We start from the raw sequence: 26,572 nt of genomic DNA, 5'->3' as shown, positions 1-26,572 counted from the left end.
CTCAGTCAGGAATCAGCTCTCGCAGGACGGCATTCAACAAGCTATGGCCGCGCGGGGTACAGCGCAGGGCATCCGCCTCGGTGACAAGCAGGCCATCATCAACCAAGTAATTGATTTTAAAAGTGTTTAAGGGTTTTCCCGCGATCCGGTGATAACGATCCGGGGAAATGCCCTCGACCAGGCGCAGCCCCATCATCAGGTATTCCAGCGCCTGGTCGGCGGCATCCAGCCGCGTGCGTGGAATCTCCCCGTGACCGTCGCGTGCGATCTGGTTCAGCCACGCTTGGGGCGCGCGGGGCGTGGCGGTGCCCCAGCGATGACCATCCAGTGTCAGACGGCCATGCGCGCCGGGCCCGATTCCCGCGTAATCGCCAGCGCGCCAGTAAACCAGGTTATGCCGCGACTCGGCGCCCGGTTTGGCATGGTTAGAGACCTCGTAGGCCGGTAATCCACCGGCCGCGCAGATGTCTTGGGTCGCGGCATAGAGATCGGCACCCAGATCTTCATCGGGCAGCCCTCGCAAACCACCACGCGCCAGGCGGTCGCCAAAGGCGGTGCCGGGTTCGATCGTCAGTTGGTAAAGTGATAGGTGATCGACCGCCATCGCCATCGCCTCGTGCAGTTCGGCCCGCCAGGCGGCAAGGGGTTGATCCTGGCGCGCGTAGATCAGATCAAAGCTGACTCTTGAAAACTGTCGCCGCGCGATATCGTAGGCGGCACGGGCCTCGGCGGCCGTGTGCATCCGCCCCAAGCGCCGCAAATCGGCATCGTTGAGCGCCTGCACCCCGAGCGAGACGCGGTTGACCCCGGCGGCGGCATAGCCTGCGAACCGTCCGGCCTCGACCGAGGTCGGATTGGCCTCTAGTGTCACCTCAAGGTCATTGGCGCAGGGCCAAGTTGCGCGGATTGCGATCATGATCGCATCGACCAGGTCGGGCGACATCAGGCTGGGCGTGCCGCCCCCGAAAAAGACCGAAGTCAGCACGCGTGGGCCGGTTTCGGCCCCGATCCGACGGATCTCGGACAGATAGGCCGCCCGCCAGGCTTGCATGTCGATATCTGCCGCGACATGGCTGTTGAAATCGCAATAGGGGCATTTGGCCAGGCAAAACGGCCAGTGCAGGTAAAGGCCAAAGCCACCCGCGCGCCAATCCTCAGCGGTCAAAGATCTCCACCAGTTTTTCAAACGCGCGTGCGCGGTGGCTGATCTTGTTCTTTTCCCAGCGATCCATTTCGGCAAAGGTCACGTCATAGCCGTCAGGTTGAAAGATCGGATCATATCCATGACCCCGGTCGCCGCGCATCGGCCAGACGATGCGGCCGGGCATTCGGCCCTCGAACACCTCGTCATGGCCGTCGGGCCAGGCCATCACGAAGGTGCAGCAAAAGGTGGCCTTGCGCGGCTCGGCGGCGTTCGCAGCCTCAAGTTCATGCCAGACCCGCTCCATGGCCATGACAAAGTCGCGGCCATTGCCGGTTTCGGCCCAATCGGCGGTATAGACGCCGGGTGCGCCGCCCAGGGCCTCGACCGCCAGCCCACTGTCATCGGCCAGCGCAGGCAGGCCCGTGGCGCGGGCGGCGGCATGGGCCTTGATGCGGGCATTTCCGACAAAGGTGGTTTCGGTCTCGGCCGGTTCGGGCAGTTGCATCTCGGCGGCACCGACGACGCTGACCCCGTAGGGTTCAAGAAGATGCGCGATCTCTTCCAGCTTGCCGATATTGTGGCTCGCTACCAACAGCCTGTCACCGGCAAAGGGTCGCATCGTCTATGCCTCCACCGCTGCCTTTTGGGCGGCGACAAGATCGGTCACGCCCTTCTCGGCAAGCTCCATCAACTTGTCCATCTGGACGCGGGTAAAGGTGCCGCCCTCGGCCGACATCTGCACCTCGATCAAACGGCCACTTCCGGTCATCACGAAATTCCCGTCGACACCTGCCTCGCTATCCTCGGGGTAATCGAGATCAAGAACGGGTTGTCCGGCATAGATGCCACAAGAAACCGCCGCCACCGGATCGATCAGCGGGTCCGAAAGGACCTCGCCGGTCTTCAACAGCTTGTTCACGGCCAGGCGCAGGGCAACCCATCCCCCGGTAATCGCCGCGCAACGCGTGCCGCCATCGGCCTGGATCACGTCGCAATCCACGGTGATCTGGCGTTCCCCCAACGCGACGCGATCGACACCGGCACGCAAGGATCGCCCGATCAGGCGCTGGATTTCGACGGTGCGCCCGCCCTGTTTTCCCGCCGTGGCCTCGCGCCGCATACGGGTTGTCGTGGCCCGCGGCAGCATCCCGTATTCGGCGGTTACCCAGCCAAGGCCCGAGTTTTTCAGAAATGGAGGTACGCGCGGTTCCAGGGACGCGGTACAAAGGACATGGGTATCGCCGATGCGGATCAGGCACGACCCTTCGGCATGTTTGGTTACCCCGGTCTCGATTGAAACCGGGCGCATTTCACTTACATCACGTCCAGAGGGGCGCATGGAACATCCTTTCTGCGGCTTGGCGCTTTGCTCACATGACCGACGCGCCGATGCAACCCCGATTGACCTGCGCGAATCCTCGTTTTTAATGGCCCCGCTTGTGTAGAGAACCACAGACGTGAACCAGAGTCCGAACATGCTTGGAGAGATGAGCGACCGCTCGCGCGAGGTCTTTCGCCGCGTGGTCGAGGGCTATCTCGCGACCGGCGATCCGGTGGGATCGCGGACCCTGACACGGTCGATGACCGAAAAGGTCAGTGCCGCCACGATCCGGAACGTGATGCAGGATCTCGAATTCCTGGGGCTTCTGGACAGCCCGCACGTGTCGGCGGGGCGGGTGCCGACACAATTGGGTCTGCGGATGTTCGTCGATGGGCTGCTAGAGATCCAGGAACTGGAGCCGGGAGATCGTGAAAAGATCGACGCGACCGTGGGCAGCAATGCCCGTGACGTGGGGTCGATGCTGGACAAGATCGGCGCGGCCTTGTCGGGCGTGACGCGGGGGGCCAGCCTCGTCCTGGCGCCCAAGCACGAGGCGCCGATCAGGCATATCGATTTCGTCAACCTGGCGCCGGACAGGGCGCTGGCGGTTCTGGTCTTTGCCGATGGGCACCTTGAAAACCGCGTGTTCCGGCCTGCGCCGGGGCAGACCCCGTCCTCCATGCGGGAGGCCGCGAATTTCCTGAATGCGCTGGCCGAAGGCAAGACGCTGAGCGAATTGCGCGAGGCGATGGCCGTGGAGGTCACCCGACACCGCCAGGAACTGGACGAGCGCGCAAGGTCCATGGTCGAGTCGGGCCTTGCTGTTTGGGAGAACGAGGGTGAAACTCAGGCCAGGCTGATCGTTCGCGGGCGGTCCAATCTTCTGGAGGACAGCGCCGAAAGCGCCGAACTGGAACGCATCCGCAGCCTCTTTGACGATCTCGAACGCAAGCGCGATATCGTCGAGTTTCTCGAACGCACCGAAGAGGGCGACGGGGTGCGCATTTTCATAGGCTCCGAGAACAAGCTTTTTTCACTTTCTGGTTCCTCTCTGGTGGTCTCTCCCTATATGAACGCGGATCGAAAGATCATCGGCGCCGTGGGCGTGATCGGGCCGACCCGGCTGAATTACGGGCGGATCGTGCCGATCGTGGATTACACGGCTCAGGTGGTCGGCAAACTGATTTCCGACCGGGGCAAGGGATGACCATGGCAGAACCTGAAAAGAACGAGATCGAGACCGAGCAAACCGTCAGCACCGAGGCCGAACAACCCGCCGAGGCAGGCACAGATCTCCCCGAAGGCGATCTTGATGCGTTGCGCGCCGAGCGTGACGAGTTGCGCGACCGTTTCCTGCGCGCGCTGGCCGATGCGGAAAACGCCCGCAAGCGCAGCGAGCGCGACCGCCGCGAAGCCGAACAATACGGTGGCTCGAAACTCGCGCGCGACCTGTTGCCGGTTTATGACAACCTGTCTCGGGCGCTGGATGTTGTGACGGATGAGCAGCGCGAGGCGAACAAGGCCCTCCTCGAAGGGATCGAACTGACCTTGCGAGAGCTGTCCAATGTCTTTTCCAAGCACGGGATCGAACGGATCGCGCCAGCGGTGGGCGATGCCTTTGACCCGTTGCTGCACCAGGCGATGTTCGAAGCCCCCGTTCCCGAGACCCGCGCCGGCGATATCATCCAGGTAATGGCGGTGGGTTTCATGCTGCATGATCGGCTGCTGCGCCCGGCGCAGGTCGGCGTGTCATCTACGCCGGCCTCCTAATCGGGCCGGGTGAGGGCCTTCAGATCATAGATCAGCTCCAGCGCCTGTTTCGGTGACAGCTCGTCGGGATGTATCCCGGCGAGCATGTCCTCAAGCATCGACGCGGACCGCGGCGCAGTTGCAGAAACCGGCTCTTTCACCGCCGAAAACAGCGGTAGGTCGTCGATCAGAGTTTTCTGCGGGCGCCCGCCCTCGCGCTCGCCCTTTTCCAGCGCCTCCAGCACGATGCGGGCGCGTTCCACGACCGATGCGGGCAGCCCGGCAAGCCGCGCGACCTGCACCCCGTAGGACCGGTCAGCCGCGCCCTTTCGGACCTCGTGCATGAAGATCACCTCGCCCCGCCATTCCTTGACCGCGACGGTGGCGTTTTCCACGCCGGTCAGCTTGTGCGCCAACGCGGTCATTTCGTGGTAATGGGTGGCGAACAGCCCCCGGCACCGGTTCACATCGTGCAGATATTCCAGCGTCGCCCAGGCGATGGACAGGCCGTCATAGGTGGCCGTGCCGCGGCCGATCTCGTCGAGGATGACCAGCGCGCGGTCATCGGCCTGGTTCAGGATCGCGGCGGTTTCCACCATTTCCACCATGAAGGTGGACCGCCCCCGCGCCAGGTCGTCAGAGGCACCAACACGGCTGAACAATTGCGAGACCAGACCGATATGGGCGCGGGTTGCCGGTACGTAACTGCCCGCCTGTGCCAGCAGTGCGATCAACGCGTTCTGGCGCAGGAATGTCGACTTGCCCGCCATGTTCGGCCCGGTCAACAGCCAGATCGCGGCGTGATCGGCCCCGTTTGACAGGTCGCAATCATTGGCGATGAAGGGTCCCGTGCCCTGCTTGCGCAGGCTCGCCTCTACCACCGGATGCCGACCGCCCTCGATGTGAAAGCTTCGGCTTTCATCGACCATGGGTTCGCACCAGCTCTCGCCGCGCGCCAGGTCGGCCAACGCGGCGGCAAGGTCGATCTCTGCCAGGGCGGCGGCGGCTTGCCCGATGGGGCCTGCACGCTCCAGAATGGCGGTTTTCAGGCTGTCATAGAGCCGCTTTTCAATCTCGATCGCCCGGTTTCCCGCATTCAGGATGCGGGTTTCCAGCTCGGATAGCTCCACCGTCGTAAAGCGCAGCGCATTGGCGGTGGTCTGGCGATGGATGAAAATGTCAGAGAGCGGCGGTGAGAGCATCCTGTCGGCATGGGTCGCGGTCACCTCGATGAAATAGCCCAGGACGTTGTTGTGCTTGATTTTCAAAGAGGAAATTCCGGCCTGCTCCACGAAACCGGCCTGCATGCCCGCGATCACGCTGCGCCCCTCGTCGCGCAGGGTGCGCGCCTCGTCCAGGTCGGGGTCAAAGCCCGTTGCGATGAACCCGCCATCGCGCACCATCAGTGGTGGTTCGGCCACAAGCGCCTGGTCCAGCAGATTTAGGGTCTGTTCATGCCCGATCAGCGCGTCGCGCGCCCCGGCAATCAACTCGGGCAGGCCGTCGCCGTTCAGTGCTTGGGCCAGAGTGTCGGCCTGCGCCAACCCGCCCCTGATCGCAGCGAGGTCGCGTGGCCCGCCCCTGTCCAATGCCAGGCGCGACAGCGCGCGATCCATGTCGGGGCATTTTCGCAAGGCGATCCGCAGGCCGTCGCACAGGGCCGCATCCTCGACCAGGGCCCGGATGGCTGCCAGGCGACCGTGGATCGTGGGCAAATCGCGCGACGGGCTGGAAATCCGCCGTTCCAAAAGGCGCGCGCCGGGGGCCGTCACGGTGCGGTCGATGGTGGCCAGCAGGCTGCCTTCGCGTCCGCCCGTCAGGCTGGCAGTCAGTTCAAGATTGCGCCGCGTGGCCGCATCGATCTGAAGCGTTCCGCCACTAGCCTCTCGCACAGGCGGGCGAAGCAGGGGCAGTTTGCCCTTTTGCGTGATGTCGAGGTAATCGACGATGGCCCCCAGCGCGGACAGTTCGGCGCGGGTAAAGGCTGCAAAACCTTCCATCGTGTCGACGCCGAACAACGCGGTCAGCCGGGCCTCGGCCGAGGCGCTGTCAAAGCTGGCGCGCGATAAGGGCGTCAAGGCCGCGCCCGATTCCGTGACTGTTTCGGCCCAATCTGCCTCTTGTGCCTCTGACAGAAGAACCTCGCGCGGGGTCAGCCGGGCCAGTTCGGGGCCCAGTCGCACGCCGGGGCAGGGCACCACCCGGAACGCGCCCGTCGAGATATCGACCCAGGCCAGCGCGCCCACGTCCCGTACCTCGGCAAAGGCCGCCAGGAAGTTGTGGCGCCGCGCTTCCAGCAGGGCCTCTTCGGTCAGGGTGCCCGGTGTCACCAGCCTTACGACATCGCGTTTCACGACCGATTTCGATCCGCGTTTCCTGGCCTCGGCGGGATCTTCGAGCTGTTCGCAGACGGCAACTCGGAATCCCTTGCGGATCAGGGTCAACAGGTAGCTCTCGGCGGAATGCACCGGCACGCCGCACATCGGGATGTCCTCGCCCTGGTGCTTGCCGCGCCTGGTCAGGGCGATATCCAGCGCTTCGGCCGCCGCAACCGCGTCGTCAAAGAACATCTCGTAGAAATCGCCCATCCTGTAGAACAACAGCGCGCCCGGATGGGCGGCCTTGATCTCCAGGTATTGTGCCATCATCGGTGTGACGGACCCGTTCGCCGCGCTCACGCATGCCCCCCTGTTTGCTGGTCCCCGGACCTTACAAACCGTGCCTGACGGCGAAAAGCGGCAAATCCCAATTCTGTTGAGACTGGGCGTTCCGCCCGCTATGACGCGACCAAGCATCAGGAGATACCCGCGACATGGCCGACAATTCCAAGATCACACCCGAAGAGGCGCTGAGCTATCACATTGACCCGGTGCCGGGGAAATACGAGATCGTGGCGACCAAGCCGATGACCACCCAGCGAGACCTCAGTCTTGCCTATTCGCCCGGTGTTGCCGTTCCGGTGCAGGCCATCGCGGACACGCCCGAGGCCGCCTATGACTATACCACCAAGGGGAACATGGTCGCGGTCATTTCGAACGGCACGGCGATCCTGGGGATGGGCAACCTGGGCGCGCTGGCGTCAAAGCCGGTGATGGAGGGCAAGTCGGTCCTGTTCAAGCGGTTCGCCGATGTAAACGCGGTCGACATCGAACTGGATACCGAAGACCCCGAGGAAATCATCAAGGCGGTGCGCCTGATGGGGCCGACCTTTGGTGGTGTGAACCTTGAGGATATCAAGGCACCGGAATGTTTCATCATCGAGCAGCGGCTCAAGGAAGAGATGGACATTCCCGTTTTCCACGACGACCAGCACGGCACCGCCGTGATCTGTGCGGCGGGGCTGATCAACGCGCTGCATATCTCGGGCAAGAAGATCGAGGATTGCAAGATCGTGCTGAACGGCGCGGGCGCCGCGGGCATTGCCTGCCTGGAACTGATCAAGGCCATGGGCGCGCAGCATGACAACTGCATCGCCTGCGATTCCAAGGGGGTCATCTACCAGGGCCGTACCGAAGGGATGAACCAGTGGAAATCGGCCCACGCCGCGAAAACCGAGGCCCGCACCCTCGAAGAGGCGATGATGGGTGCCGACGTGTTCCTGGGCGTGTCGGTCAAGGGCGCGGTTACGCCCGAAATGGTCAAATCCATGGCTGACAACCCGGTGATTTTCGCCATGGCCAATCCCGATCCCGAAATCACCCCCGAAGAGGCCCATGCCGTGCGCCGTGACGCGATCGTTGCCACGGGCCGGTCGGACTATCCCAACCAGGTGAACAACGTCCTGGGCTTTCCGTACCTGTTCCGCGGGGCTCTGGATATCCACGCCCGCGCCATCAATGACGAGATGAAGATCGCTTGCGCCGAGGCGCTGGCCGAACTGGCGCGCGAGGATGTGCCGGACGAGGTCGCCATGGCCTATGGCAAAAAGCTGTCCTTTGGCCGGGATTACATCATCCCGACGCCATTTGATCCGCGGCTGATCTACACGATCCCGCCGGCCGTGGCGCGCGCCGGGATGGATACGGGCGTTGCCCGCCGGCCGATCGTCGACATGGAGGGGTATCAGCACAATCTCAAGGCGCGGATGGACCCGACCGCCTCGGTGCTGTCGGGCATCGCGGCGCGGGCAAAGGCGGCGCAGGCGCGCATGATCTTTGCCGAAGGCGATGACGAGCGCGTTCTGCGTGCCGCGGTCAGCTATCAGCGCGCGGGCTATGGCAAGGCGATGGTGGTCGGTCGCGAACAGGAAGTCCGGGAAAAGCTGGAACAGGCGGGCCTGGGCGATGCCGTGCGCGAGCTTGAGGTCGTCAATGCCGCCAACACCCGCCATCTGGAGGCCTACCGGTCCTTCCTTTACCAGCGGCTTCAGCGTAAAGGCTTCGATGCGCATGACATCAACCGGCTGGCACAGCGCGACCGGCATGTTTTTTCGGCGCTGATGCTGGCGCATGGGCATGGCGATGCGCTGGTGACGGGTGCGACGCGCAAATCGGCCCATGTTCTGGAATTGATCAACCACGTCTTTGACGCCCGCGCGCAGGATGGCGCGGTGGGTGTGACGGCCTTGCTGCACAAGGGCAGGATCGTGTTCATCGCCGATACCCTGGTGCATGAGTGGCCCGAGGAAGAAGACCTGGCCAATATCGCGGAATGCGCCGCGGCGGTGGCCCGCAGCCTGGGGATCGAGCCGCGCGTCGCGTTCCTGTCGTTTTCGACCTTTGGCTACCCGGTCAGCGAGCGTGCGACCAAGATGCACCTCGCGCCCCATGTGCTGGACCGGCGCGGCGTCGATTTCGAATACGAGGGCGAGATGACGGTCGATGTCGCGCTGAACCCGGCGGCCATGGCCAAGTATCCGTTCTGCCGCCTGACCGGCCCTGCCAACGTGCTGGTGGTGCCGGCGCGGCACTCGGCCTCGATCTCGGTCAAGCTGATGCAGGAAATGGCCGGTGCCACGGTGATCGGGCCGATCCTTGCCGGCGTGGACAAGCCGATCCAGATTTGTTCGACCGTTTCGACCGTCAACGACATTCTCAACATGGCGCTTCTGGCGGCCTGCGAGGTCGGCTGACGCTGCGCCCGGTGCAGAAGCCGCAAAAAAACCCCGGTGCAGAAATTTCTGCACCGGGGCGAACCTGGTCGGGCGGGCGTCAACCCGCCGGCCGAGTGCCGTTTGGTATCAGCCGCCCAGCCGCCTGTTGCGCATCGCGATCAGCCGCAGGCGCAGCGCGTTCAGCTTGATGAAACCGGCCGCATCCTTCTGGTCATAGGCGCCCGCGTCATCCTCGAAGGTGACATGTTCCTCGGAATAGAGCGAGCGGTCGGACCAGCGGCCAACCGTGCGGGCAAGACCCTTGTAAAGCTTTACCCGGACGGTGCCGCTGACATGCTCTTGCGACTTGTCGATCAGGGCTTGCAGCATCTCGCGCTCGGGGCTGAACCAGAAGCCGTTATAGATCAGCTCCGCATATTGCGGCATGATCTGGTCCTTCAGATGCGCCGCGCCGCGGTCCAGGGTGATTTGTTCGATCCCGCGATGTGCCTCCAGCAGGATCGTGCCGCCGGGCGTTTCGTAGATCCCGCGCGATTTCATGCCAACGAATCGGCCCTCGACCAGGTCCAGGCGGCCGATGCCGTGCTTGCCGCCCAGCTCGTTCAGGCGCGTCAGGATCGTGGCGGGCGACATCGCCTCGCCATTGATCGCGACCGCGTCGCCCTTCTCGAACGTCACCTCGACGAATTCGGGGTCGTTCGGCGCGTCCTCGGGGTGGACGGTGCGCTGGTAGACGTAATCGGGCGCATCGACCGCCGGATCCTCCAGCACCTTGCCCTCGGACGAGGTGTGCAGCAGGTTCGCATCCACGCTGAACGGGGCCTCGCCACGCTTGTCCTTGGCGATCGGGATCTGGTTCTTCTCGGCGAAGTCGATCAGCCTGGTCCGGCTGGTCAGGTCCCATTCGCGCCAGGGCGCGATCACCTTGATGTCGGGATTCAGCGCATAGGCCGACAATTCGAACCGGACCTGGTCGTTGCCCTTGCCGGTGGCGCCATGAGCGATGGCATCGGCGCCGGTTTCCTCGGCGATCTCGATCAGCCGCTTGGAAATCAGCGGACGGGCAATCGAGGTGCCCAGCAGATACAGCCCCTCGTAGACCGCGTTGGCGCGGAACATCGGAAAAACGAAGTCGCGCACGAATTCCTCGCGCAGATCCTCGATATAGATGGCGCTGGCGCCCATCATCTCGGCCTTGGCGCGGGCGGGCTCCAGTTCCTCGCCCTGACCGAGATCGGCGGTAAAGGTCACGACCTCGCAGCCATATTCGGTTTGCAACCATTTCAGGATGATCGAGGTGTCGAGGCCACCGGAATAGGCCAGGACGACTTTCTTGGGCGCGGACATGGGCCACCTTTCGTCTTTCGGGTAACGCGCGGCGGATAGCCGGTTTTGATCGCCGGGGCAAGGGACGGCCCGCTTGCGCCCGGACGCCAAACGCGCCAAAGCTTGTGACCATGAGTGATTTTGCCGAAAAAGCCCGCGCCGCCGAAACCGCGATGCGCAGCCTGTTCCCGCCCACGCCGCTTCAGCGTAACCTGCACCTGTCGGACCGCTTCGGTGCCGATATCTGGCTAAAGCGCGAAGACCTGACGCCGGTGCGGTCCTACAAGTTGCGCGGCGCCTTCAACGCGATGCGCAAGGTGATCGCGGACAGGCCCGGCCAGGAGGTGTTCGTCGCGGCCAGCGCAGGTAATCATGCGCAGGGCGTCGCCTATGCCTGTCGCCATTTCGGGGTGCGCGGCGTCATCTTCATGCCGGTGACGACACCACAGCAAAAGATCGGCAAGACCCGCACCTTTGGCGGCGAAAATATCGAGATCCGCCTGACGGGCGATTATTTCGACGATACGCTGGCCTCGGCCCAGGCCTATTGCGCCGAGGTGGGCGCGCATTTCCTGTCGCCTTTCGACGACGAGGACGTCATCGAGGGCCAGGCCTCTGTCGCGGTGGAAATCCTGTCGGTTCTCGACCGCAGCCCGGACATGGTGATCTTGCCGGTGGGCGGTGGCGGGCTGGCGGCGGGGGTTGTGTCCTACCTGCGCGACGTGGCGCCCGAGACCGCGTTCAGGTTCGTGGAGCCGGCTGGGGGCGCATCATTGAGTGCCGCGGTTCGTGCCGGTGCGCCCGTTACCTTGCCGGGGGTCGATACCTTTGTCGATGGCGCGGCGGTGGCGCGGATCGGCGAAAAGACCTTTGACCGGCTTGCAGGGATAGCCGCCGACGAGGTCGTGCTGGCCCCCGAGGACCGGATCTGCGCCACCATGCTGGAAATGCTGAATGTCGAGGGGATCGTTCTGGAACCTGCCGGCGCCTTGGCGGTGGACGTTCTGCCCGCGCTTGCCGAGCAGATCCAAGGCAAGTCGGTGGTGTGCGTCACCTCGGGCGGAAATTTCGATTTCGAACGCTTGCCAGAGGTCAAGGAGCGCGCGCAGCGCTATTCCGGGGTGAAAAAGTATTTCGTCCTGCGCCTGCCACAGCGGCCCGGCGCCCTGCGTGATTTCCTGGATCTCCTGGGTCCCGATGACGATGTCGCGCGGTTCGAATACCTCAAGAAATCGGCTCGCAACTTTGGCAGCGTCCTGATCGGTATCGAAACCACGCGGGCAGAGAATTTCCCCGCGCTTTTCGCCCGTATGGAGGCCAGTGGCCTAGTCTATCGCGACATCACCGAGGATGCGACCCTGGCCGAATTCCTGATCTAGGCGATGTCCGCGCCCGCGGGCTGGCCTGCCAGCAATATCCGCTGCGCATCGCGGTAACAGGCGAAAAGGGGTGACAGGTCGATCTCTGCGCCGGTCATGGCGCCGTGTTCCATACTCTGGCACAGGCTACAGAACTCTTTCAGTCCTAGGTTCAACGCCGCGCCGCGCACGAAATGCAGGTCATCGCGCAGCCGGGCCGGATCGGGGTCCGCCGATAGCCGCGCCATGGCGTCGGCCATTTCCTCGAGAAACAGGTCCAGAACCTCGCCAAAGGCATCCTCGCCCACCTCTGCGCGCAATTCGGCAACGCGTGCCCAGTCGATCATGGCACTCTCCTTACTCGGAACGGTAAACCTCGGCGCAGCATGGGGCCGGGGGGTTAAGGCTTGGTTTTCGAGGCTGCGCGGATCGCTGAAATCGGGGCCCGTTCACCTTGTGTTAAGCCGCGCAGCGCTATCGCTGTGGGAACCGAACCGACAGGGACTGCCGTGATCCTGGACAGATGCCCGCATTCCACGACCGATGCTGCGCCGAGGATCCGCGCGGTTCTGCTGGTCGATGACAGCCGCTTGCAGCGACGTATCCTGCGGGCGTCTCTGGAACGCTGGGGATATCGGGTGTTGGAATGCGGCACAGGGGAAGAGGCCCTGGATATCTGCCGCGCCCAGCTGGTCGACGTAATCATCAGCGACTGGATCATGCCGGGGATGAGCGGGCTGGAATTCTGTCGTGCCTTTCGAGCGCTCGAAAGGGAAAGCTATGGCTATTTCATCCTTTTGACGTCGAAATCCGAAACCGGCGAGATGGTGAACGGCCTGGATAACGGCGCCGACGAATTCCTGACCAAGCCGGTGAATGCCAGCGAGCTGCGCGCGCGGATCGCCTCGGGCGAGCGCATCCTGCGGATGGAACGCGAATTGCGCGACAAGAACCGCCTGGTGATGCGCACACTCGCCGAATTGCAATCGATCCACGATGCGATCGACCGCGACCTGATCGAGGCACGGAAACTGCAACAATCCCTGATACGCGAACGCTCTCGCCGATTCGGGCGGTCGCAGGTCTCTTTGTTGTTGCAACCGGCCGGGCGGGTCGGTGGCGACCTTGTCGGTTATTTTCCCGCCGGTCCGCGCCAGCTTGGCCTGTTTGCCGTCGATGTGTCGGGTCACGGGATCAGCGCGGCGATGGTGACGGCGCGGTTGGCGGGGCTGTTATCCCCGGCCTCGGTCGAGCAGAATCTCGCGCTGGACCGCGATGCCCGTGGCCGGGTCAAGGTGCGCCCGCCCGACCATGTTGCGGCGGATCTGAACCGCTTGATCCTGGACGAGATAGAGACCGAACATTATTTCACCCTGCTTTTGGCGATCCTGGACCTCGATAGCGGATTGGTACGTTTTACCCAGGCTGGCCATCCGCACCCCCTGTTACAGCGTGCGGGTGGCGGGGTCGTGCCAATCGGGGCGGGTGGTCTGCCCGTGGGTCTCGTCGCCGGCGCCGCCTATGAGGTGGCGGAATGCCGGCTTGCCCCCGGTGACCGTCTATTGATCGCATCTGACGGGCTGACCGAATGCGCCGATCCGTCCGGGGTGCAACTGGGCGAGGCGGGGTTGCACGAAATCCTGCGCCGCAATGCCGACCTGCGCGGGGCGGCATTGCTGGACGGCCTGATCGCGGGCTTGGCAGGATATACTGGCGGGGCGGGATTCGCCGACGACATCTCTGCCGTTCTGCTGGAATTCGGCTAGGCAAGCCCTAGCCAGCGTGCCACGAAATGCCGGTCGCCCGCATTGCCAAGGTGGTCGAGTGCGGCCTCGGCGGGCATCCATAATGCAAGGTGTCCCGGCTCTGTCGGTTCTCCATGGGCGCGCACTGGCCTGGCCAGGTAGACATGGCACAGCTTTTCGGCCCAGAGGTCGTATTCGGGCATGTAGGTGAACCGTCTGAACGCCCCCAACCGGCGGGGCGCGGCGATGCGCCAGCCGGTTTCCTCGAAGACTTCTCGATGGAGTGCCTGGAGAGGTGATTCGCCGCGGTCGATGCCCCCGCCGGGCAACTGGAATTCCGGTACCGGCTCGGCCTGGTGGGTCACCAGCAGATCGCGCCCCTGTACAAGCAATGCATAGGCCCCGGGCCGCGGTCGATAGCCCTGGTCCGGGCGGACCGCCTCTCCGAATCGTCTGATCATCGCGCGCCCTTTGTGCTTGGCCCGAAGCCTCTGTATAAGGCGGGTATGCCAAGCCACGCGGCACAAGGAAACCCCATGTCACTCGGATCGCAGATCGCCTGGGACGATACCGTCCTGCCCTTTCAGCTTGACCGCAGCGATATCCGCGGCCGCGTTGCGCGGTTGGACGGTGTGCTGGACAACGTGCTGGCCCAGCACGACTATCCGCCCGAGATCGAGGCGCTGGTGGCCGAGGCGGCGCTGTTGACGGCGATGATCGGCCAGACGATCAAGTTGCGGTGGAAACTCAGCCTCCAGGTACGGGGTGACGGGCCTGCCCGGCTGATCGCCACCGACTATTACGCCCCGACAGAGGATGGCGCGCCCGCCCGTATCCGCGCCTATGCCAGTTTCGACGCAGAGCGCCTGGTGCCCGGTGCTGATCCGTTCGGCCAGATCGGCAAGGGCTATTTCGCGGTGCTGATCGACCAGGGTCGGGACATGGTGCCCTATCAGGGGATTACGCCGATTTCAGGCGGGTCGCTTTCGGCCTGTGCAGAGACATATTTCGCCCAGTCCGAACAATTGCCGACGCGGTTTTCGCTGGCCTTTGGCCGGTCCGTGCTGCCCGGCCAGGGCGAGCGCTGGCGTGCGGGCGGCGTGATGTTGCAGATGATGCCCGAGGCATCGCCCCTCGCGGCCGGCGAGGGTGGTAGCGGCGATGCCGGCCTGTTGCGGCCCGAGGATATCCTTGACGGCGATGCCGCCGAAAACTGGGCGCGGGCCAACATGCTGCTGGATACGGTCGAGGAAATGGAGCTTGTCGGGCCGAGGGTCGAGGCCACGCAATTGCTGGTGCGGTTGTTCCACGAAGAGAGCCCGCGGGTTTTCACCCCTCAAAGGATTCAATTCGGCTGTACCTGTTCCGAGGACCGCGTGCGCCAAAGCCTGTCGATCTATTCCGCCAAGGACATCGGTCACATGACCACGGACGAGGGCATCGTCACCGCCGATTGCCAGTTTTGTGGCGCCCATTACGAGCTTGATCCGGCCACGCTGGGATTCGAGGCTGGGAAAGATCCCGACGATGCCGACTGATCCCGTCGCCCCGCTGCGCGCCGCGCTGGCCCGTGCGGGTCGCGAGACATCGGATTATGACCTGAATCCGGGCTTTCGCCTGCCCGAGGGGCGCGTGCTGCGCGATGCGGCCGTCCTGGTGCCGGTCCGGCCCACGCCACGGGGGCTGCGGCTGATCCTGACGAAACGCTCGTCGCGGCTGAAACACCATCCCGGGCAGATCGCCTTTCCGGGTGGAAAGGTGGACGAGGGCGATGCAGGGCCGGTAGACGCCGCCTTGCGCGAGGCGCGCGAAGAGATCGGCCTGCCCCCCGATCTGGTCGAGGTGCTGGGCACCATGCCGCCCCACGAAACGGTGACGGGTTTTACCGTGACCCCGGTGCTGGGCCATGTTCGGGACGCCTTCACGCCGATGCCCGAGGCCGGAGAGGTGGACGAGGTGTTCGACGTGCCCTTTGCCCATGTGATGACGCCGGCCCATTTCGTGGTGCAATCGCGGATCTGGCGCGGGCAGAGACGGCACTATTTCACCGTGCCCTATGGTCCCTATTACATCTGGGGCGCGACCGCGCGGATCCTGCGCGCGCTGGCCGACCGGGTGGCGTGATGCGGGTTGCGGGCGAATGGTTCTTTGCCGATCATACACAGGCAGTTTGCGCGATGCTGACGGATGCCGGGCATCAGGCATTGTTCGTCGGGGGTTGCGTGCGCAACGCGTTGCTGGGTGCGCCGGTCAACGACATCGACATCGCCACCGATGCCCGCCCCGACCGGGTGATGGACCTGGCCGCCGGCGCCCGGCTGAAGCCGGTGCCGACCGGGATCGATCACGGCACGGTCACCGTGGTGGCCGGTGGCCTGCCACATGAGGTCACGACCTTTCGGCGCGACGTGGAAACCTTTGGCCGCCACGCGGTCGTGGCCTATGCTGAAACGGCCCAGGAGGACGCACACCGGCGTGATTTCACCATGAACGCGCTTTACGCCAGGCCCGATGGCACGGTGCTCGACCCGCTGGGGGGCTTACCCGACCTGATCGCGCGGCGGGTGCGGTTCATCGATGATGCCGATGCGCGGATCCGCGAGGATTATCTGCGCATCCTGCGGTTTTTCCGGTTTCATGCGTGGTATGGCGATCCCGAGGGTGGGCTTGATCCGCAGGGGCTGGCGGCCTGTGCGGCCAATTCCGCCGGGTTAGAGACGCTTTCGCGGGAACGTGTGGGGGCAGAGCTGAAGAAGCTGCTGGCCGCGCCTGATCCGGGGCAATCGGTGGCCGCGATGGAGGCCAGCGGCGTGCTGGCCCGCGCCCTGCCCGGCGCGGCGGCAAGGGCACTGCCGGTGCTGGTACATCTGGAAACCGGTTGGGGCATCGCGCCCGATCCGATCCGGCGGTTGGCCGCCCTTGGTGGGCAGGACCACGCCGACCGCCTGCGGCTGAGCAAGGCCGAGGCACGCAAGCTGGATCATTTGCGTGCCGCGATGGGATCGGACGAGGGGCCGGCGGTCCTGGGTTATCGCATCGGGGCCGCGCAGGCGCTGGACGCGGTTCTGCTGCGCGCCGCGCTGATGGAGATGCCGCCGCCCGCCGATGCACGCGATGCGATCGCCCGCGGAGCAATGGCCACCTTTCCGGTCAAGCCGCGCGACCTGATGCCCGCGCTTTCCGGTCCGGCGCTGGGCGCGCATCTAAAGAGGCTAGAGGCGCGGTGGATCGTGTCGGGCTTTGCCCTGACGCGGGATGCGCTTTTGGCTGATACACCGCGCAATGGGCAGGAATAGAGCCTGATGTCGCTCGATCCGCTGTATCTGTTCGTCTTTGCGGGCCTGTTTTCGCCGGGACCGAACGTGATCCTTCTGACCGCCTCGGGCGCGCGGTTCGGGTTTCGCCCGACCCTGCCCCATGTGGCCGGCGTGGTGGTCGGGGTCGGCGTGACCTCGGGGCTGACAGCGCTGGGCATCGGCGCGCTGCTGCTGGCGCAGCCGGGTCTGGCCCTTGCGCTGCGGGTTCTGGCGGCGGGGTGGATCCTGTGGATGGCGTGGAAACTGCTGACCGCCGCGCGCCAGAGGCGGGCGGCGGCGGGGGACCGGCCCTTTACCTTCGTGCAGGCGGTGCTGTTCCAATGGGTCAATCCCAAGGTCTGGGCTATCGCGCTGGCGGCGGCCAGCGGCTATGCCGCGGGCCTGCCCCCGCTGCAAGAGGCGCTGCGGCTGGGCGGCACCTTTTCGGGGATCAACCTGTTCGTCTGCCTGTTCTGGTCCTTTGCCGGGTCGCTCTTGACTTACCTGCTGACCAGTGAACGGGCGTGGCGGCTGTTCATGGGGGGCATGGCGCTGGCGCTGGCGGCCTCGGCGGGAATGGTTTTCCTGTAGGCGCGGGCCAGCTATATCGAGGCGTATCCAGGCGAAAGGCCCGCCCGTCCATGTTCCGTTATTTCGAAAACCTCGTCGATCCTTATGCGCCCTATGCCCAGGACGATACCCCGCCGCAGCGTTTGTTGCCGTTCCTGTGGGCCTATGCCCGCCCGTTCTGGCGTGTCCTGGCCGTGTCCATCGTGGCCGCGATCCTGGTTGCGGCGGTCGAGGTCTGGCTGATCCACGCGCTGGGCCGGGTGGTCGACATCCTGTCCAACGGGACACCGGCCGAGGTCTGGGACCAGTACGGTTGGGCGATGATCGGGCTGGCGGTGTTTATCCTGGTGATCCGCCCGGCGCTGCAGGGGCTGGACGTGCTGCTGCTGAACAACGCGATCATGCCCAATCTCGGCACGTTGATCCGCTGGCGCGCGCATTCCCATGTGCTGCGCCAGTCGGTCGGCTGGTTCGAGGACGATTTCGCCGGCCGCATCGCCAACCGCATCATGCAGACGCCGCCGGCCGCCGGAGAGGCGGTGTTCCAGGTGTTCGACGCGATCACCTTTGCGGTGGCCTATTCGGTGGGGGCGCTGATCCTTCTCAGCAACGCCGACCCAAGGCTGGCGTTGCCGCTGATCCTGTGGCTGGGCTTCTACGCCGCGCTGGTGCGCTGGACGATGAAGCGGGTCGGCCCGGCGTCGAAGGCGGCGTCGGATGCCCGCAGCGCGGTGACGGGCCGGGTGGTGGACGCCTATACCAACATGCAGTCGGTGAAACTGTTTGCCCATCACGACCGCGAACTGGCCTATGCGAAAGAGGCGATCGAGGGGGCGCGCGAAACCTTTGCCGCCGAGATGCGCATCTTTACCCGCATGGATGTGACCCTGACCTTGCTGAACGGCTTTCTGATCGTGGCGGTCGTCGGCTGGGCGATCGCGCTGTGGATGCAGGGATCGGCCAGCGTCGGGATCGTGGCGGCGGCCACGGCCCTGACCCTGCGACTGAACGCGATGACGGGCTGGATCATGTGGGCGCTGTCCAGCTTCTTCCGCGCGTTGGGCGTGGTGTCCGAGGGGATGGAAACCATCGCCCAGCCGATTGCCCTGACCGATGCCCCGGACGCCAGGCCGCTGGTGCTGAAAGAGGGCCGGATCGCGCTGAAGGGCCTGACCCATCACTACGGCCGCGGGTCGGGCGGGCTGGAGGGGCTGGACCTGACCATCGCGCCCGGTGAAAAGGTCGGCCTGATCGGCCGGTCCGGGGCGGGCAAGTCGACGCTGGTCAAGCTGATGCTGCGCTTCTACGACGCCGAGGGCGGGCGGATCGAGATCGACGGGCAGGACATCGCCCATGTCACCCAGGAATCCCTGCGCCGCCAGATCGGCATGGTCAGCCAGGAGGCGAGCCTGATGCACCGGTCGGTTCGCGACAACATCCTTTATGGCCGCCCCGAGGCCAGCGAGGACGAGATGATCGCGGCGGCTAAACGCGCCGAGGCGCATGAGTTCATCCTGGATCTGGAGGACCCGGAAGGGCGGCGCGGCTATGACGCTCATGTCGGCGAACGCGGCGTGAAACTGTCGGGCGGGCAACGACAGCGCGTGTCGCTGGCCCGGGTGATCCTGAAGGACGCGCCGATCCTTGTCCTGGACGAGGCGACCTCGGCGCTGGATTCCGAGGTGGAGGCGGCGATTCAGGAAACCCTCTATGGGGTGATGGAGGGCAAGACGGTGATCGCCATCGCGCACCGCCTGTCGACCATCGCGCATATGGATCGCATCGTCGTGCTGGATCAGGGCCGCATCGTGGAACAGGGGCCGCACGCGGCGCTGTTGGCGCAGAACGGTCTGTACGCCCGGTTCTGGGCGCACCAGTCGGGCGGCTTCATCGGGACGGAGGCGGCGGAGTGAGCCATGTGATCCAGCGGCTCAGCCTCAAGGGCGAGGGGCTGACCGCCGACGGCGTCACCGTGGCGCTGGCCCTGCCCGGTGAAGAGGTCGAGGGCGAGGTGCAAGACGGGCGCATCGCCAGCCCCCGTATCCTGACCCCGGTGCCCGACCGCGTGCGCGCGCCCTGCCCGCATTTCGCCCGCTGCGGGGGCTGCGCGCTGCAACATGCCAGCGATGGCTTCGTGGCGGACTGGAAGACGCAGGTCGTGGCCCGCGCGCTGGCGGGGCAGGGGCTGGAGGCAGCCCTGCGCCCGATCCTGACCTCGCCGCCCTTCAGCCGGCGCCGGGCGGTGCTGGCCGCGCGGCGGACGAAAAAGGGGGTTCTGGTGGGCTTTCACGCCCGCGCCTCGGACGTGATCGTGCCGATCCCCGAGTGCCGCCTGTTGCACCCTGACCTGATGGCCGCGCTGCCCGCCTGTGAAGAGATCACCGCGCTGGGCGGCTCGCGCAAGGGGGAGGTGACGCTGACCCTGACCCGGTCAGAGGACGGGGTGGATCTGGCGGTGGCGGGTGCGAAGGGGGAAACACGCTCTGTTCTGGCCGAACTCGGGGCGCTGGCCGGCCGGCACGATCTGGCGCGGCTGACCTGGAATGGCGAGGTGATCGCCACACGCCGCCCGCCGCGGCAGGTGATGGGCCGCGCCCATGTGGTGCCGCCGCCCGGCGCCTTTTTGCAGGCGACGGAGGCCGGGCAGGCCGCGCTGACCGAGGCCATGCGCGCGGCGGTGGGGCCGGCGGCGCGCGTGGCCGATCTGTTCGCGGGCTGCGGGACGTTTGCCTTGCCGCTGGCGGAGGGTGCCGAGGTCCATGCCGTCGAGGGATCGGCCGCGATGCTGGCCGCGCTGGATGCCGGGTGGCGGCAGGCGCCGGGGCTGAAGCGGGTCACGACCGAGGCCCGCGACCTGTTTCGCCGCCCCCTGATGCCGGACGAGCTGAAACCATACGACGCCGTCGTTCTGGACCCTCCGCGCGCCGGGGCCGAGGCGCAGGTGGTGCAGGTCGCGGCCTCGGGCGTGCCGGTGATCGGCATGGTGTCCTGCAACCCGGTCAGCTTCGCCCGCGACGCCCGGGTGCTGACCCAGGCCGGGTTCCGGCTGGACTGGGTGCAGGTGGTGGACCAGTTCCGCTGGTCCGCGCATATCGAGCTTGCAGCGCGGCTGTCGCGCCGCCATATCGCGTGAAACCCTGTCTGACCCCGACAACGGAACCGACACGATGAGAGAGAGACTGGCCCAAATCCTGGACCGGCCCCTGACCCGCAACGCCATCATGGGCGTGATCCTGGTGAACGCGGTGCTGTTGGGCATGGAAACTTCCCAAACGCTGATGGACCGCGCGGGCGGGCTGATCGTGGCGCTGGACATGGTCTGCCTGACCATCTTCGTGGCGGAGATCGCGGCCAAGCTGGTGGCGCATCGGCTGTCCTTCTTCCGCTCGGGGTGGAACAATTTCGACTTCGTGATCGTCGGCATCTCGTTGGTGCCCGGCGCGCAGACGCTGAGTGTGCTGCGCGCGCTGCGCATCCTGCGGCTGTTGCGCGTGGTTTCTGTCGCGCCCAGTCTGCGCCGGGTGGTCGAGGGCTTTATCACGGCGTTGCCCGGAATGGGTTCTGTTTTTCTGTTGATGGGGATCATCTTCTATATCGGCGCGGTGATGGCGACCAAGCTGTTCGGCGCCGCCTTCCCCGACTGGTTCGGCACGCTGGGCGATTCGGCCTATTCGCTCTTCCAGATCATGACGCTGGAAAGCTGGTCGATGGGCATCGTGCGCCCGGTGATGGAGGTTTTCCCCTATGCCTGGGCCTTCTTCGTGCCGTTCATCATGGTAACGACTTTCGCGGTGGTGAACCTTCTGGTGGGTCTGATCGTGAACTCCATGCAGGACGCCCATCACGAAGAGGACGTGCTGCGCACCGATGCTTATCGCGACGAGGTTCTGGCGCGGCTGGCCGCGATAGAGGCCAGGTTGGGCGGCGGCGCGCATTCGCCTGATGAAACCGCGCCGAGAACAGGGTATGATCCAATGCGAGGACAGGCAGGAAACGGGTAATATCCCATGATCGATCGTCGGTCGGTGCTGGCGGGGGCTGCGTGTTGCGCGCTTGCGGGCTGCGGGTCAAGGTTCAAGAGCTATGACGGGCCCGAGGTCACGCGCATCCTGGTTCAAAAGGACGGGAGACGGATGCATTTGCTGCACCACGACCAGGTGCTGAAAACTTATCGTATCGCGCTTGGCTATGCGCCGCTGGGTGACAAGCGGCACGAGGGGGACGGGCGGACGCCCGAGGGCCGCTATTACATCGACCGGCGCAATCCCAACAGTGAATTTCACCTCTCCCTTGGGATCTCTTATCCCAACCGGGCCGATATTGCGGAGGCTGCGGCACTTGGCAAACCGGCCGGCGGCGATATTTTCATCCATGGACGCGCCGGCCGGCATCGCGGCAAGGGGCGCGACTGGACGGCGGGCTGTATCGCGGTGAAAGATCGCGAGATAGAGGATATCTATGCGATGGTGCGCGAGGGGACTGTCATCGACATCCTGCCCTGAATCCGGTTCAGGTCGCGGGCACCGCGCGCCCGGTGACCAAAGTCCACCAGATCTTGCCGTTGGGTTCCTGGAAATAGGCAAAACCCATATCGGTGGCTTGCGGGTCAAGCACGACGTCGCGCGTGTCGGGCTGTTCCATCCAGGCGGCCAGGGTTTCCAACTCGGTCTCGTAGGTTTCCGAGATGTTTTCGCCCCTGAGTGTGCCCTGGTATCCGGCGCGCAATACCCTGTCCAACGGCGACGAACCGTCCGATCCGAAATGCCAGGGCCGGTTCTGCACCGACATGTCGCGCGAATGCGTGGCCGCGGCGGCAGTCAGACGGGCATCCATCGACACGCCATTCAGGCCGCGGGCCGATCGAAGCGCGTTGACTGCATCCATCATCCGGTACTGGATCTGCGCGGTATCGGTTCGCGATATGCGATAGACCTGCGGCATGGGTTTGCCGTCGGGGCCGATCCTGGGTTCGGGTGCGGTGGAGCAAGCCGAAAGCGCGATCACCGCACTGAAAAGAACCAAGGCCAAATGCTTCATATCCGGCGCTTCCCCGTTATTGACGAAAATCTTGTTAGCCTGTCTGGTGTCCGGGTTCAAATCCTTCGGCAAGGTGGGGTCGTGTATTGACGCCGGTTTGATTTGCGCCGGGGGCGCGGCACTTCTAAGATCGGGTGCAATTCGGGGGTCAGCCCCATGACGGAGCTTAACCATGAGCAGCAAGACAAGACCCGGCCTGTCACGGCGTGACCTTCTGGGTGGGGCCGCGGCAGTTGCGGGCATTCTGGCTGCGCCTGCCCTGCGTGCCCAGACGATCGAGATCGAGCCGGATATTACCCCCACGGTCCGACATAACGTTTCAAGTTTCCGTTCGCTCGATTGGCGGCCCTATTTCGCGGACCTCAGCAAGGGCGCGATCCTGGTCGATACCACCTCGAGGGCGCTGCATTACTGGTCGGAAGATGAAACTATCTACAAGCTTTACCCGACATCGGTGCCGATCTCGGAGGATCTGACACGCCGCGGCCGCACCAGCGTCGTGCGCAAGGTCGAGGGGCCAAGCTGGGCGCCAACTCCCGCCATGAAAAAGCGCAACCCTGAATGGCCCGATTTCGTCGGACCGGGGCCGGACAACCCGCTGGGAACGCATGCGTTGTACCTGAGCTGGACCTATTACCGGATCCACGGCACCCACGACACGCGCAAGATCGGGCGGCGATCCTCGAACGGTTGCATCGGGTTGTATAACGAGCACATCGCCGAATTGTTCGAGCTGGCAAAAATTGGAACGCAGGTGTTGCTAATTTGACGAAATCCAGTTCGACCAAGTACCGGCATGCAAGCGCATGATTGCAAATTGGTGCGCTCGTGCTCTAACAAACGAGTATAGATCATTCGCAGGAGACGGGGGAATCCTGCCCCGTTTCGTATGAGGAGAGAACCATGAAGAAAATCGCCCTTGCCGCCGCTCTTTCGGTTGCCGCCACCACCGCCTTTGCCGGCGGCTATTCCGAGCCGGTCATCGAGCCCGAAGTCATCGTCGAAGACACCTCGTCCTCGGCCGGTGGCGTTCTTGTGCCGATCCTGGCCCTGGTGCTGATCGCGGCTGCCGTTTCGGACTGATCCGGGACCAGAGCTCAGAAAACGAAAGGCGGTGGCCGCAGCCACCGCCTTTTTTGTTGTGCCAGACGCTTTCGCGGCGTGGTGTGCCTATTCCAGCCAGCCGCGCAGGTTGGTCTTGATCACCTCCGACAGAGCATGAACGTGGGCATCGTCGTCGTTGAGGCAGGGGATATAGGTGAATTCCTCACCTCCGGCCTCTTCAAAGCTCTCGCGAATCTCTTCGTTGATTTCCTCAAGTGTTTCGATGCAATCGGCGGAAAAGGCCGGCGCGCAGACCGCGATCCGCTTTTTGCCTTGTTCCGCCAGGCGCGCGACCTCTTCCACCGTGTAGGGTTGCAGCCATTCCTCGGGGCCGAACCGCGACTGAAAGGTCGTTGTGATCCGGGTGTCGTCCCAGCCCAGCCGTTCCTTGAGCAGCCTGGTCGTTTTCACGCATTGGCAATGGTAGGGATCGCCCTCGGTCAAGTATCGCTGCGGCACGCCGTGATACGAACAGACCAGGACGTCGGGCTTGTTCTCAAGCGCGTCATAGGCCCGCCGGATCGAATCGGCCAACGCCTCGACATAAAGCTGGTTGTCGAAATAGGCGGGAACCGTGCGCACCTGGGGCTGCCATTTCTCGTCCATCAGCGCGCGGAAGAAATGGTCGTTCGCGGTGGCCGAGGTGGTCCCGGAATATTGCGGATAAAGCGGGAAGAACAGGATCTTGCGACAGCCCTGATCGACCAGTTCGCGCACCTTGGCCTGGGTCGAGGGATTGCCATAACGCATACAGAAATCGACCACGACATCGTTCCCATAGGCGGCTTCGAGCGTGCTGCGGATTTTTTTCGTCTGCGCCCTGGTGATCGTCATCAGGGGGCTTTCGCCCGCCTCGTTGTTCCAGATCGACTTGTACGCCTCGCCCGAGGCAAAGGGCCTCTTGGTCAGCACGATCAGTTGCAGGATCGGTTGCCAGATCCAGGGTGAATAGTCGATCACCCGTTTGTCCGACAGGAACTCGTTCAGGTAGCGTCGCATCGACCAGTAATCATAGGCATCCGGCGTGCCGAGATTGGCCAGCAGCACGCCGACCTTTTCACGCGGAATCCGGGGATGGTCGGCCGGGGCGTGAACCGGGCGCTCTGCCGTGTCCGCAGAGGTTTCGGGGCGGGACGCGCCGTGCTTTGAATCAAACATGGTCTCGGTTCCGGGGTCTTGCTCGAGCTTCAACTTAGAATTCCTCAAGGACATATACGCTTTTGGTTGGGGGTCAATCGTATCCCCGACTTTACTTGTCGGGCAATTTGACCTCGTCACAGCCCAAGGCATCGGCCAGCCGGGTTGTTGCACTACCCGGGCGCAACGGCTTTTGCTGATTATCGTCGGGGGCCCAGCCTGTCAGATAGATCATTTCCGCCGTTGCGGGAATGCGGCCATCCGGCCCGGCATGGGCCAGGGCATAGCGCCGGGCGGTTTCGGCAAACAAGGTTCGGGGCGCGGGTGCGCGGTGGCGTGTGGCCAGCGCGTTGGTTTCTCCCATGGCGCGCAGATCCTGCATCAGCTGAAAAACCGTTTGATAACTTACGGTTTGGATCACGCTATCGGCCACCGGCAGGGCAAAACCGGCCCGTTGCAGCACCGCGCCGAGGTCGCGGATTTCAGCCATTGGCAGGATGCGGGGTGACAGCCCCCCGGTCAGGGCGGTCTCTGCCTCGGCCAGGGATGCGCGCAATTCGTGCAGGCTGCGGCCGCCGAACAGAACACCGATGAACAACCCGTCGGGACGCAGGGCGCGGCGGCATTGCACCAACTGGCCGACCGGATCGTTCGCCCAATGGAGGGCAAGCGCGTGGATCACAAGGTCGTGCGCACCGGGTGTAAGGTCAAGCATGTCCTCATCTGTGACCACCCTGGCGCCGGGTAGAACGCCCCGCCACCTTTCGGCAAAACCGGTGACGATCGCGGGTGAGATAAAGGTTCTGTTAACCTCTTTCAGCCTTTCCTGAATCTCGCCCACCGCCAGGTCGTGCAGGAACAGTTCGGGCGCGCGCCGGGCGCGGGCGCGGGCGCGGCAAAGCGCGATGCGGTCGGTCAGGTCGGGGGGGCGGGTCATGTGCATTCTGGCCTTGGGCTGGGAAAGGCAGATGTAGGGATGGGTTCCGATGTTGCAAAGCGTCCTGCGGCAGATCTATCCGCCCCGTTGCGTGTCCTGTGGCGATCTGGTCGCGCAGGATTTCGCCTTGTGCCTGCCTTGTTGGGGCAAGACGCCCTTTGCCACGGGGCTGGTCTGCGATGCCTGCGGCGTGCCGTTGCCGGGCGACGATCATGGCCAGCCGGAATATTGCGATGAATGCCTTGCCAGGGTCCGCGCCTGGACCCGCGGGCGGGCGGCCCTGATCTACGCAGACAAGGCACGCGACCTGGTGCTGGCGTTTAAACATGGCGACCGGACAGAGCTGGCCCGGCCTGCCTCGGGCTGGGTGTTGCGCGCGGTGCGACCGATCCTGTTGCCGGGCATGGTGGTGGCGCCGGTGCCGTTGCATCGATGGCGGCTGCTGCGGCGGCGCTATAACCAGGCCGCGCTTTTGTCGCACGGGGTGGCGCAAGGGGCGGGGCTGGACCATTGCCCCGACTTGCTGATCCGCACCCGCGCAACGGTGGTGCAGGACGGGTTGGGTGGGGATGCGCGCTTTGCCAACCTGGAGGGGGCGATCGCGGTGCATCCCCGGCGAGGTGACCTATTGGCGGGGCGGCCGGTTCTGTTGGTCGATGACGTGATGACATCGGGTGCCACGCTTGAGGCCGCGGCGCGCGCCTGCATGGCCGCGGATGCGTCCGAGGTTCGCGTGGCGGTGCTGGCGCGCGTTGCGAAGACGATGTGAATCCCCCATATTCCGCCGAACCTGAG

The 26,572-nt window shown here is 64.6% G+C and carries 26 protein-coding genes; 16 read left to right on the top strand and 10 right to left on the bottom strand.

Translation table 11 applies throughout. From position 1 onward, the window contains the following. Position 1: 1 nt before the first annotated feature. Genes hemW through rph form a run of 3 tightly spaced genes read right to left on the bottom strand, consistent with a single transcriptional unit; the run spans position 2 to position 2,483 of the window. Positions 2–1,165, bottom strand: coding sequence for a radical SAM family heme chaperone HemW (gene hemW / locus EV663_RS08185; RefSeq protein ID WP_132951305.1), 1,164 nt, complete (start codon positions 1,163–1,165; stop codon positions 2–4). Beyond that, positions 1,155–1,763: an RdgB/HAM1 family non-canonical purine NTP pyrophosphatase gene (gene rdgB / locus EV663_RS08180; protein WP_132951304.1), complete on the bottom strand. Its 609-nt coding sequence runs from the start codon at positions 1,761–1,763 to the stop codon at positions 1,155–1,157. The genes hemW and rdgB overlap by 11 nt, the downstream gene beginning before the upstream one ends. A gap of 3 nt (positions 1,764–1,766) precedes the next feature. Next, the gene (gene rph, locus EV663_RS08175; protein ID WP_132951303.1) at positions 1,767–2,483 is read right to left on the bottom strand and encodes a ribonuclease PH; all 717 of its coding nucleotides are present in this window, start codon (positions 2,481–2,483) and stop codon (positions 1,767–1,769) included. Between the two features lie 136 nt (positions 2,484–2,619). On the opposite strand from rph, the gene hrcA reads away from it, so the two are divergent. Further along, entirely contained in the window at positions 2,620–3,672 is a 1,053-nt protein-coding gene (gene hrcA, locus EV663_RS08170; RefSeq protein WP_425057133.1) for a heat-inducible transcriptional repressor HrcA, read from the top strand. A gap of 2 nt (positions 3,673–3,674) precedes the next feature. Further along, complete coding sequence (locus tag EV663_RS08165; RefSeq protein ID WP_132951301.1) at positions 3,675–4,235, top strand: nucleotide exchange factor GrpE; 561 nt, start codon at positions 3,675–3,677, stop codon at positions 4,233–4,235. Here the strand turns inward: EV663_RS08165 and mutS are convergent. Next, complete coding sequence (gene mutS / locus EV663_RS08160; protein WP_132951388.1) at positions 4,232–6,862, bottom strand: DNA mismatch repair protein MutS; 2,631 nt, start codon at positions 6,860–6,862, stop codon at positions 4,232–4,234. The genes EV663_RS08165 and mutS overlap by 4 nt on opposite strands. A gap of 164 nt (positions 6,863–7,026) precedes the next feature. Between mutS and EV663_RS08155 the strand changes: the two genes are divergently transcribed. Next, a complete protein-coding gene (locus EV663_RS08155) occupies positions 7,027–9,285 on the top strand; it encodes an NADP-dependent malic enzyme (protein ID WP_132951300.1) in 2,259 nt (752 codons plus the stop codon). Between the two features lie 108 nt (positions 9,286–9,393). Here EV663_RS08155 and EV663_RS08150 read toward each other — a convergent pair whose 3' ends face one another. Then, positions 9,394–10,614, bottom strand: a complete 1,221-nt coding sequence (locus EV663_RS08150; RefSeq protein WP_132951299.1) for an argininosuccinate synthase — start codon at positions 10,612–10,614, stop codon at positions 9,394–9,396. Positions 10,615–10,724: 110 nt separating this feature from the next. On the opposite strand from EV663_RS08150, the gene ilvA reads away from it, so the two are divergent. Beyond that, complete coding sequence (ilvA, locus tag EV663_RS08145; RefSeq protein WP_132951298.1) at positions 10,725–11,972, top strand: threonine ammonia-lyase IlvA; 1,248 nt, start codon at positions 10,725–10,727, stop codon at positions 11,970–11,972. Here ilvA and EV663_RS08140 read toward each other — a convergent pair. Further along, entirely contained in the window at positions 11,969–12,298 is a 330-nt protein-coding gene (locus tag EV663_RS08140) for an Hpt domain-containing protein (protein ID WP_132951297.1), read from the bottom strand. The genes ilvA and EV663_RS08140 overlap by 4 nt on opposite strands. Positions 12,299–12,460: 162 nt before the next feature. Between EV663_RS08140 and EV663_RS08135 the strand changes: the two genes are divergently transcribed. After that, positions 12,461–13,717 (top strand): PP2C family protein-serine/threonine phosphatase, encoded by a 1,257-nt coding sequence (locus tag EV663_RS08135; RefSeq protein WP_341799034.1) that lies wholly within the window; start codon positions 12,461–12,463, stop codon positions 13,715–13,717. Here EV663_RS08135 and EV663_RS08130 read toward each other — a convergent pair. Beyond that, on the bottom strand, positions 13,714–14,157 hold the full coding sequence (locus EV663_RS08130; protein WP_132951296.1) for an NUDIX hydrolase: 444 nt from the start codon (positions 14,155–14,157) through the stop codon (positions 13,714–13,716). The genes EV663_RS08135 and EV663_RS08130 overlap by 4 nt on opposite strands. 75 nt (positions 14,158–14,232) lie before the next feature. Here EV663_RS08130 and hslO point away from each other — a divergent pair, with 75 nt between their 5' ends. The 8 genes from hslO to EV663_RS08090 are packed head-to-tail and all read left to right on the top strand — an operon-like array spanning position 14,233 to position 22,064. Then, entirely contained in the window at positions 14,233–15,234 is a 1,002-nt protein-coding gene (hslO, locus tag EV663_RS08125) for an Hsp33 family molecular chaperone HslO (protein WP_132951295.1), read from the top strand. Next, entirely contained in the window at positions 15,224–15,820 is a 597-nt protein-coding gene (locus EV663_RS08120) for a CoA pyrophosphatase (protein WP_132951294.1), read from the top strand. Before hslO ends, EV663_RS08120 begins: the two co-directional genes overlap by 11 nt. Beyond that, complete coding sequence (locus tag EV663_RS08115) at positions 15,820–16,992, top strand: CCA tRNA nucleotidyltransferase (RefSeq protein WP_132951293.1); 1,173 nt, start codon at positions 15,820–15,822, stop codon at positions 16,990–16,992. Before EV663_RS08120 ends, EV663_RS08115 begins: the two co-directional genes overlap by 1 nt. Before the next feature lie 6 nt (positions 16,993–16,998). Next, the gene (locus tag EV663_RS08110) at positions 16,999–17,583 is read left to right on the top strand and encodes a LysE family translocator (protein ID WP_132951292.1); all 585 of its coding nucleotides are present in this window, start codon (positions 16,999–17,001) and stop codon (positions 17,581–17,583) included. Between the two features lie 50 nt (positions 17,584–17,633). Continuing rightward, complete coding sequence (locus tag EV663_RS08105; protein WP_132951291.1) at positions 17,634–19,475, top strand: ABC transporter ATP-binding protein; 1,842 nt, start codon at positions 17,634–17,636, stop codon at positions 19,473–19,475. Then, positions 19,472–20,695, top strand: coding sequence for a class I SAM-dependent RNA methyltransferase (locus EV663_RS08100; protein ID WP_132951290.1), 1,224 nt, complete (start codon positions 19,472–19,474; stop codon positions 20,693–20,695). The genes EV663_RS08105 and EV663_RS08100 overlap by 4 nt, the downstream gene beginning before the upstream one ends. 34 nt (positions 20,696–20,729) lie before the next feature. Further along, on the top strand, positions 20,730–21,563 hold the full coding sequence (locus EV663_RS08095) for an ion transporter (protein WP_132951289.1): 834 nt from the start codon (positions 20,730–20,732) through the stop codon (positions 21,561–21,563). A 6-nt stretch (positions 21,564–21,569) separates the two neighbouring features. Beyond that, positions 21,570–22,064, top strand: coding sequence for a L,D-transpeptidase family protein (locus EV663_RS08090; protein ID WP_132951288.1), 495 nt, complete (start codon positions 21,570–21,572; stop codon positions 22,062–22,064). 7 nt (positions 22,065–22,071) lie between these two features. Here the strand turns inward: EV663_RS08090 and dalA are convergent, their stop codons facing one another. After that, positions 22,072–22,599, bottom strand: coding sequence for a divisome-associated lipoprotein DalA (gene dalA, locus EV663_RS08085; RefSeq protein ID WP_132951287.1), 528 nt, complete (start codon positions 22,597–22,599; stop codon positions 22,072–22,074). 172 nt (positions 22,600–22,771) lie between these two features. Here dalA and EV663_RS08080 point away from each other — a divergent pair, with 172 nt between their 5' ends. Further along, positions 22,772–23,368 (top strand): L,D-transpeptidase, encoded by a 597-nt coding sequence (locus EV663_RS08080; protein WP_132951286.1) that lies wholly within the window; start codon positions 22,772–22,774, stop codon positions 23,366–23,368. Between the two features lie 134 nt (positions 23,369–23,502). Further along, positions 23,503–23,682, top strand: coding sequence for a hypothetical protein (locus EV663_RS08075; protein WP_132951285.1), 180 nt, complete (start codon positions 23,503–23,505; stop codon positions 23,680–23,682). Between the two features lie 87 nt (positions 23,683–23,769). Here EV663_RS08075 and hemH read toward each other — a convergent pair whose 3' ends face one another. After that, entirely contained in the window at positions 23,770–24,861 is a 1,092-nt protein-coding gene (gene hemH, locus EV663_RS08070) for a ferrochelatase (RefSeq protein WP_132951284.1), read from the bottom strand. Positions 24,862–24,952: 91 nt separating this feature from the next. Further along, the gene (locus EV663_RS08065) at positions 24,953–25,777 is read right to left on the bottom strand and encodes a methyltransferase domain-containing protein (protein ID WP_132951283.1); all 825 of its coding nucleotides are present in this window, start codon (positions 25,775–25,777) and stop codon (positions 24,953–24,955) included. 49 nt (positions 25,778–25,826) lie between these two features. Between EV663_RS08065 and EV663_RS08060 the strand changes: the two genes are divergently transcribed. Further along, entirely contained in the window at positions 25,827–26,546 is a 720-nt protein-coding gene (locus tag EV663_RS08060; RefSeq protein ID WP_132951282.1) for a double zinc ribbon domain-containing protein, read from the top strand. The last annotated feature ends 26 nt before the right edge of the window (positions 26,547–26,572 follow it).

Source organism: Rhodovulum bhavnagarense (genome assembly GCF_004343505.1).
Classification (GTDB): Bacteria; Pseudomonadota; Alphaproteobacteria; order Rhodobacterales; family Rhodobacteraceae; genus Rhodovulum; species Rhodovulum bhavnagarense.
This window is presented reverse-complemented; position numbering and strand designations above follow the sequence as displayed.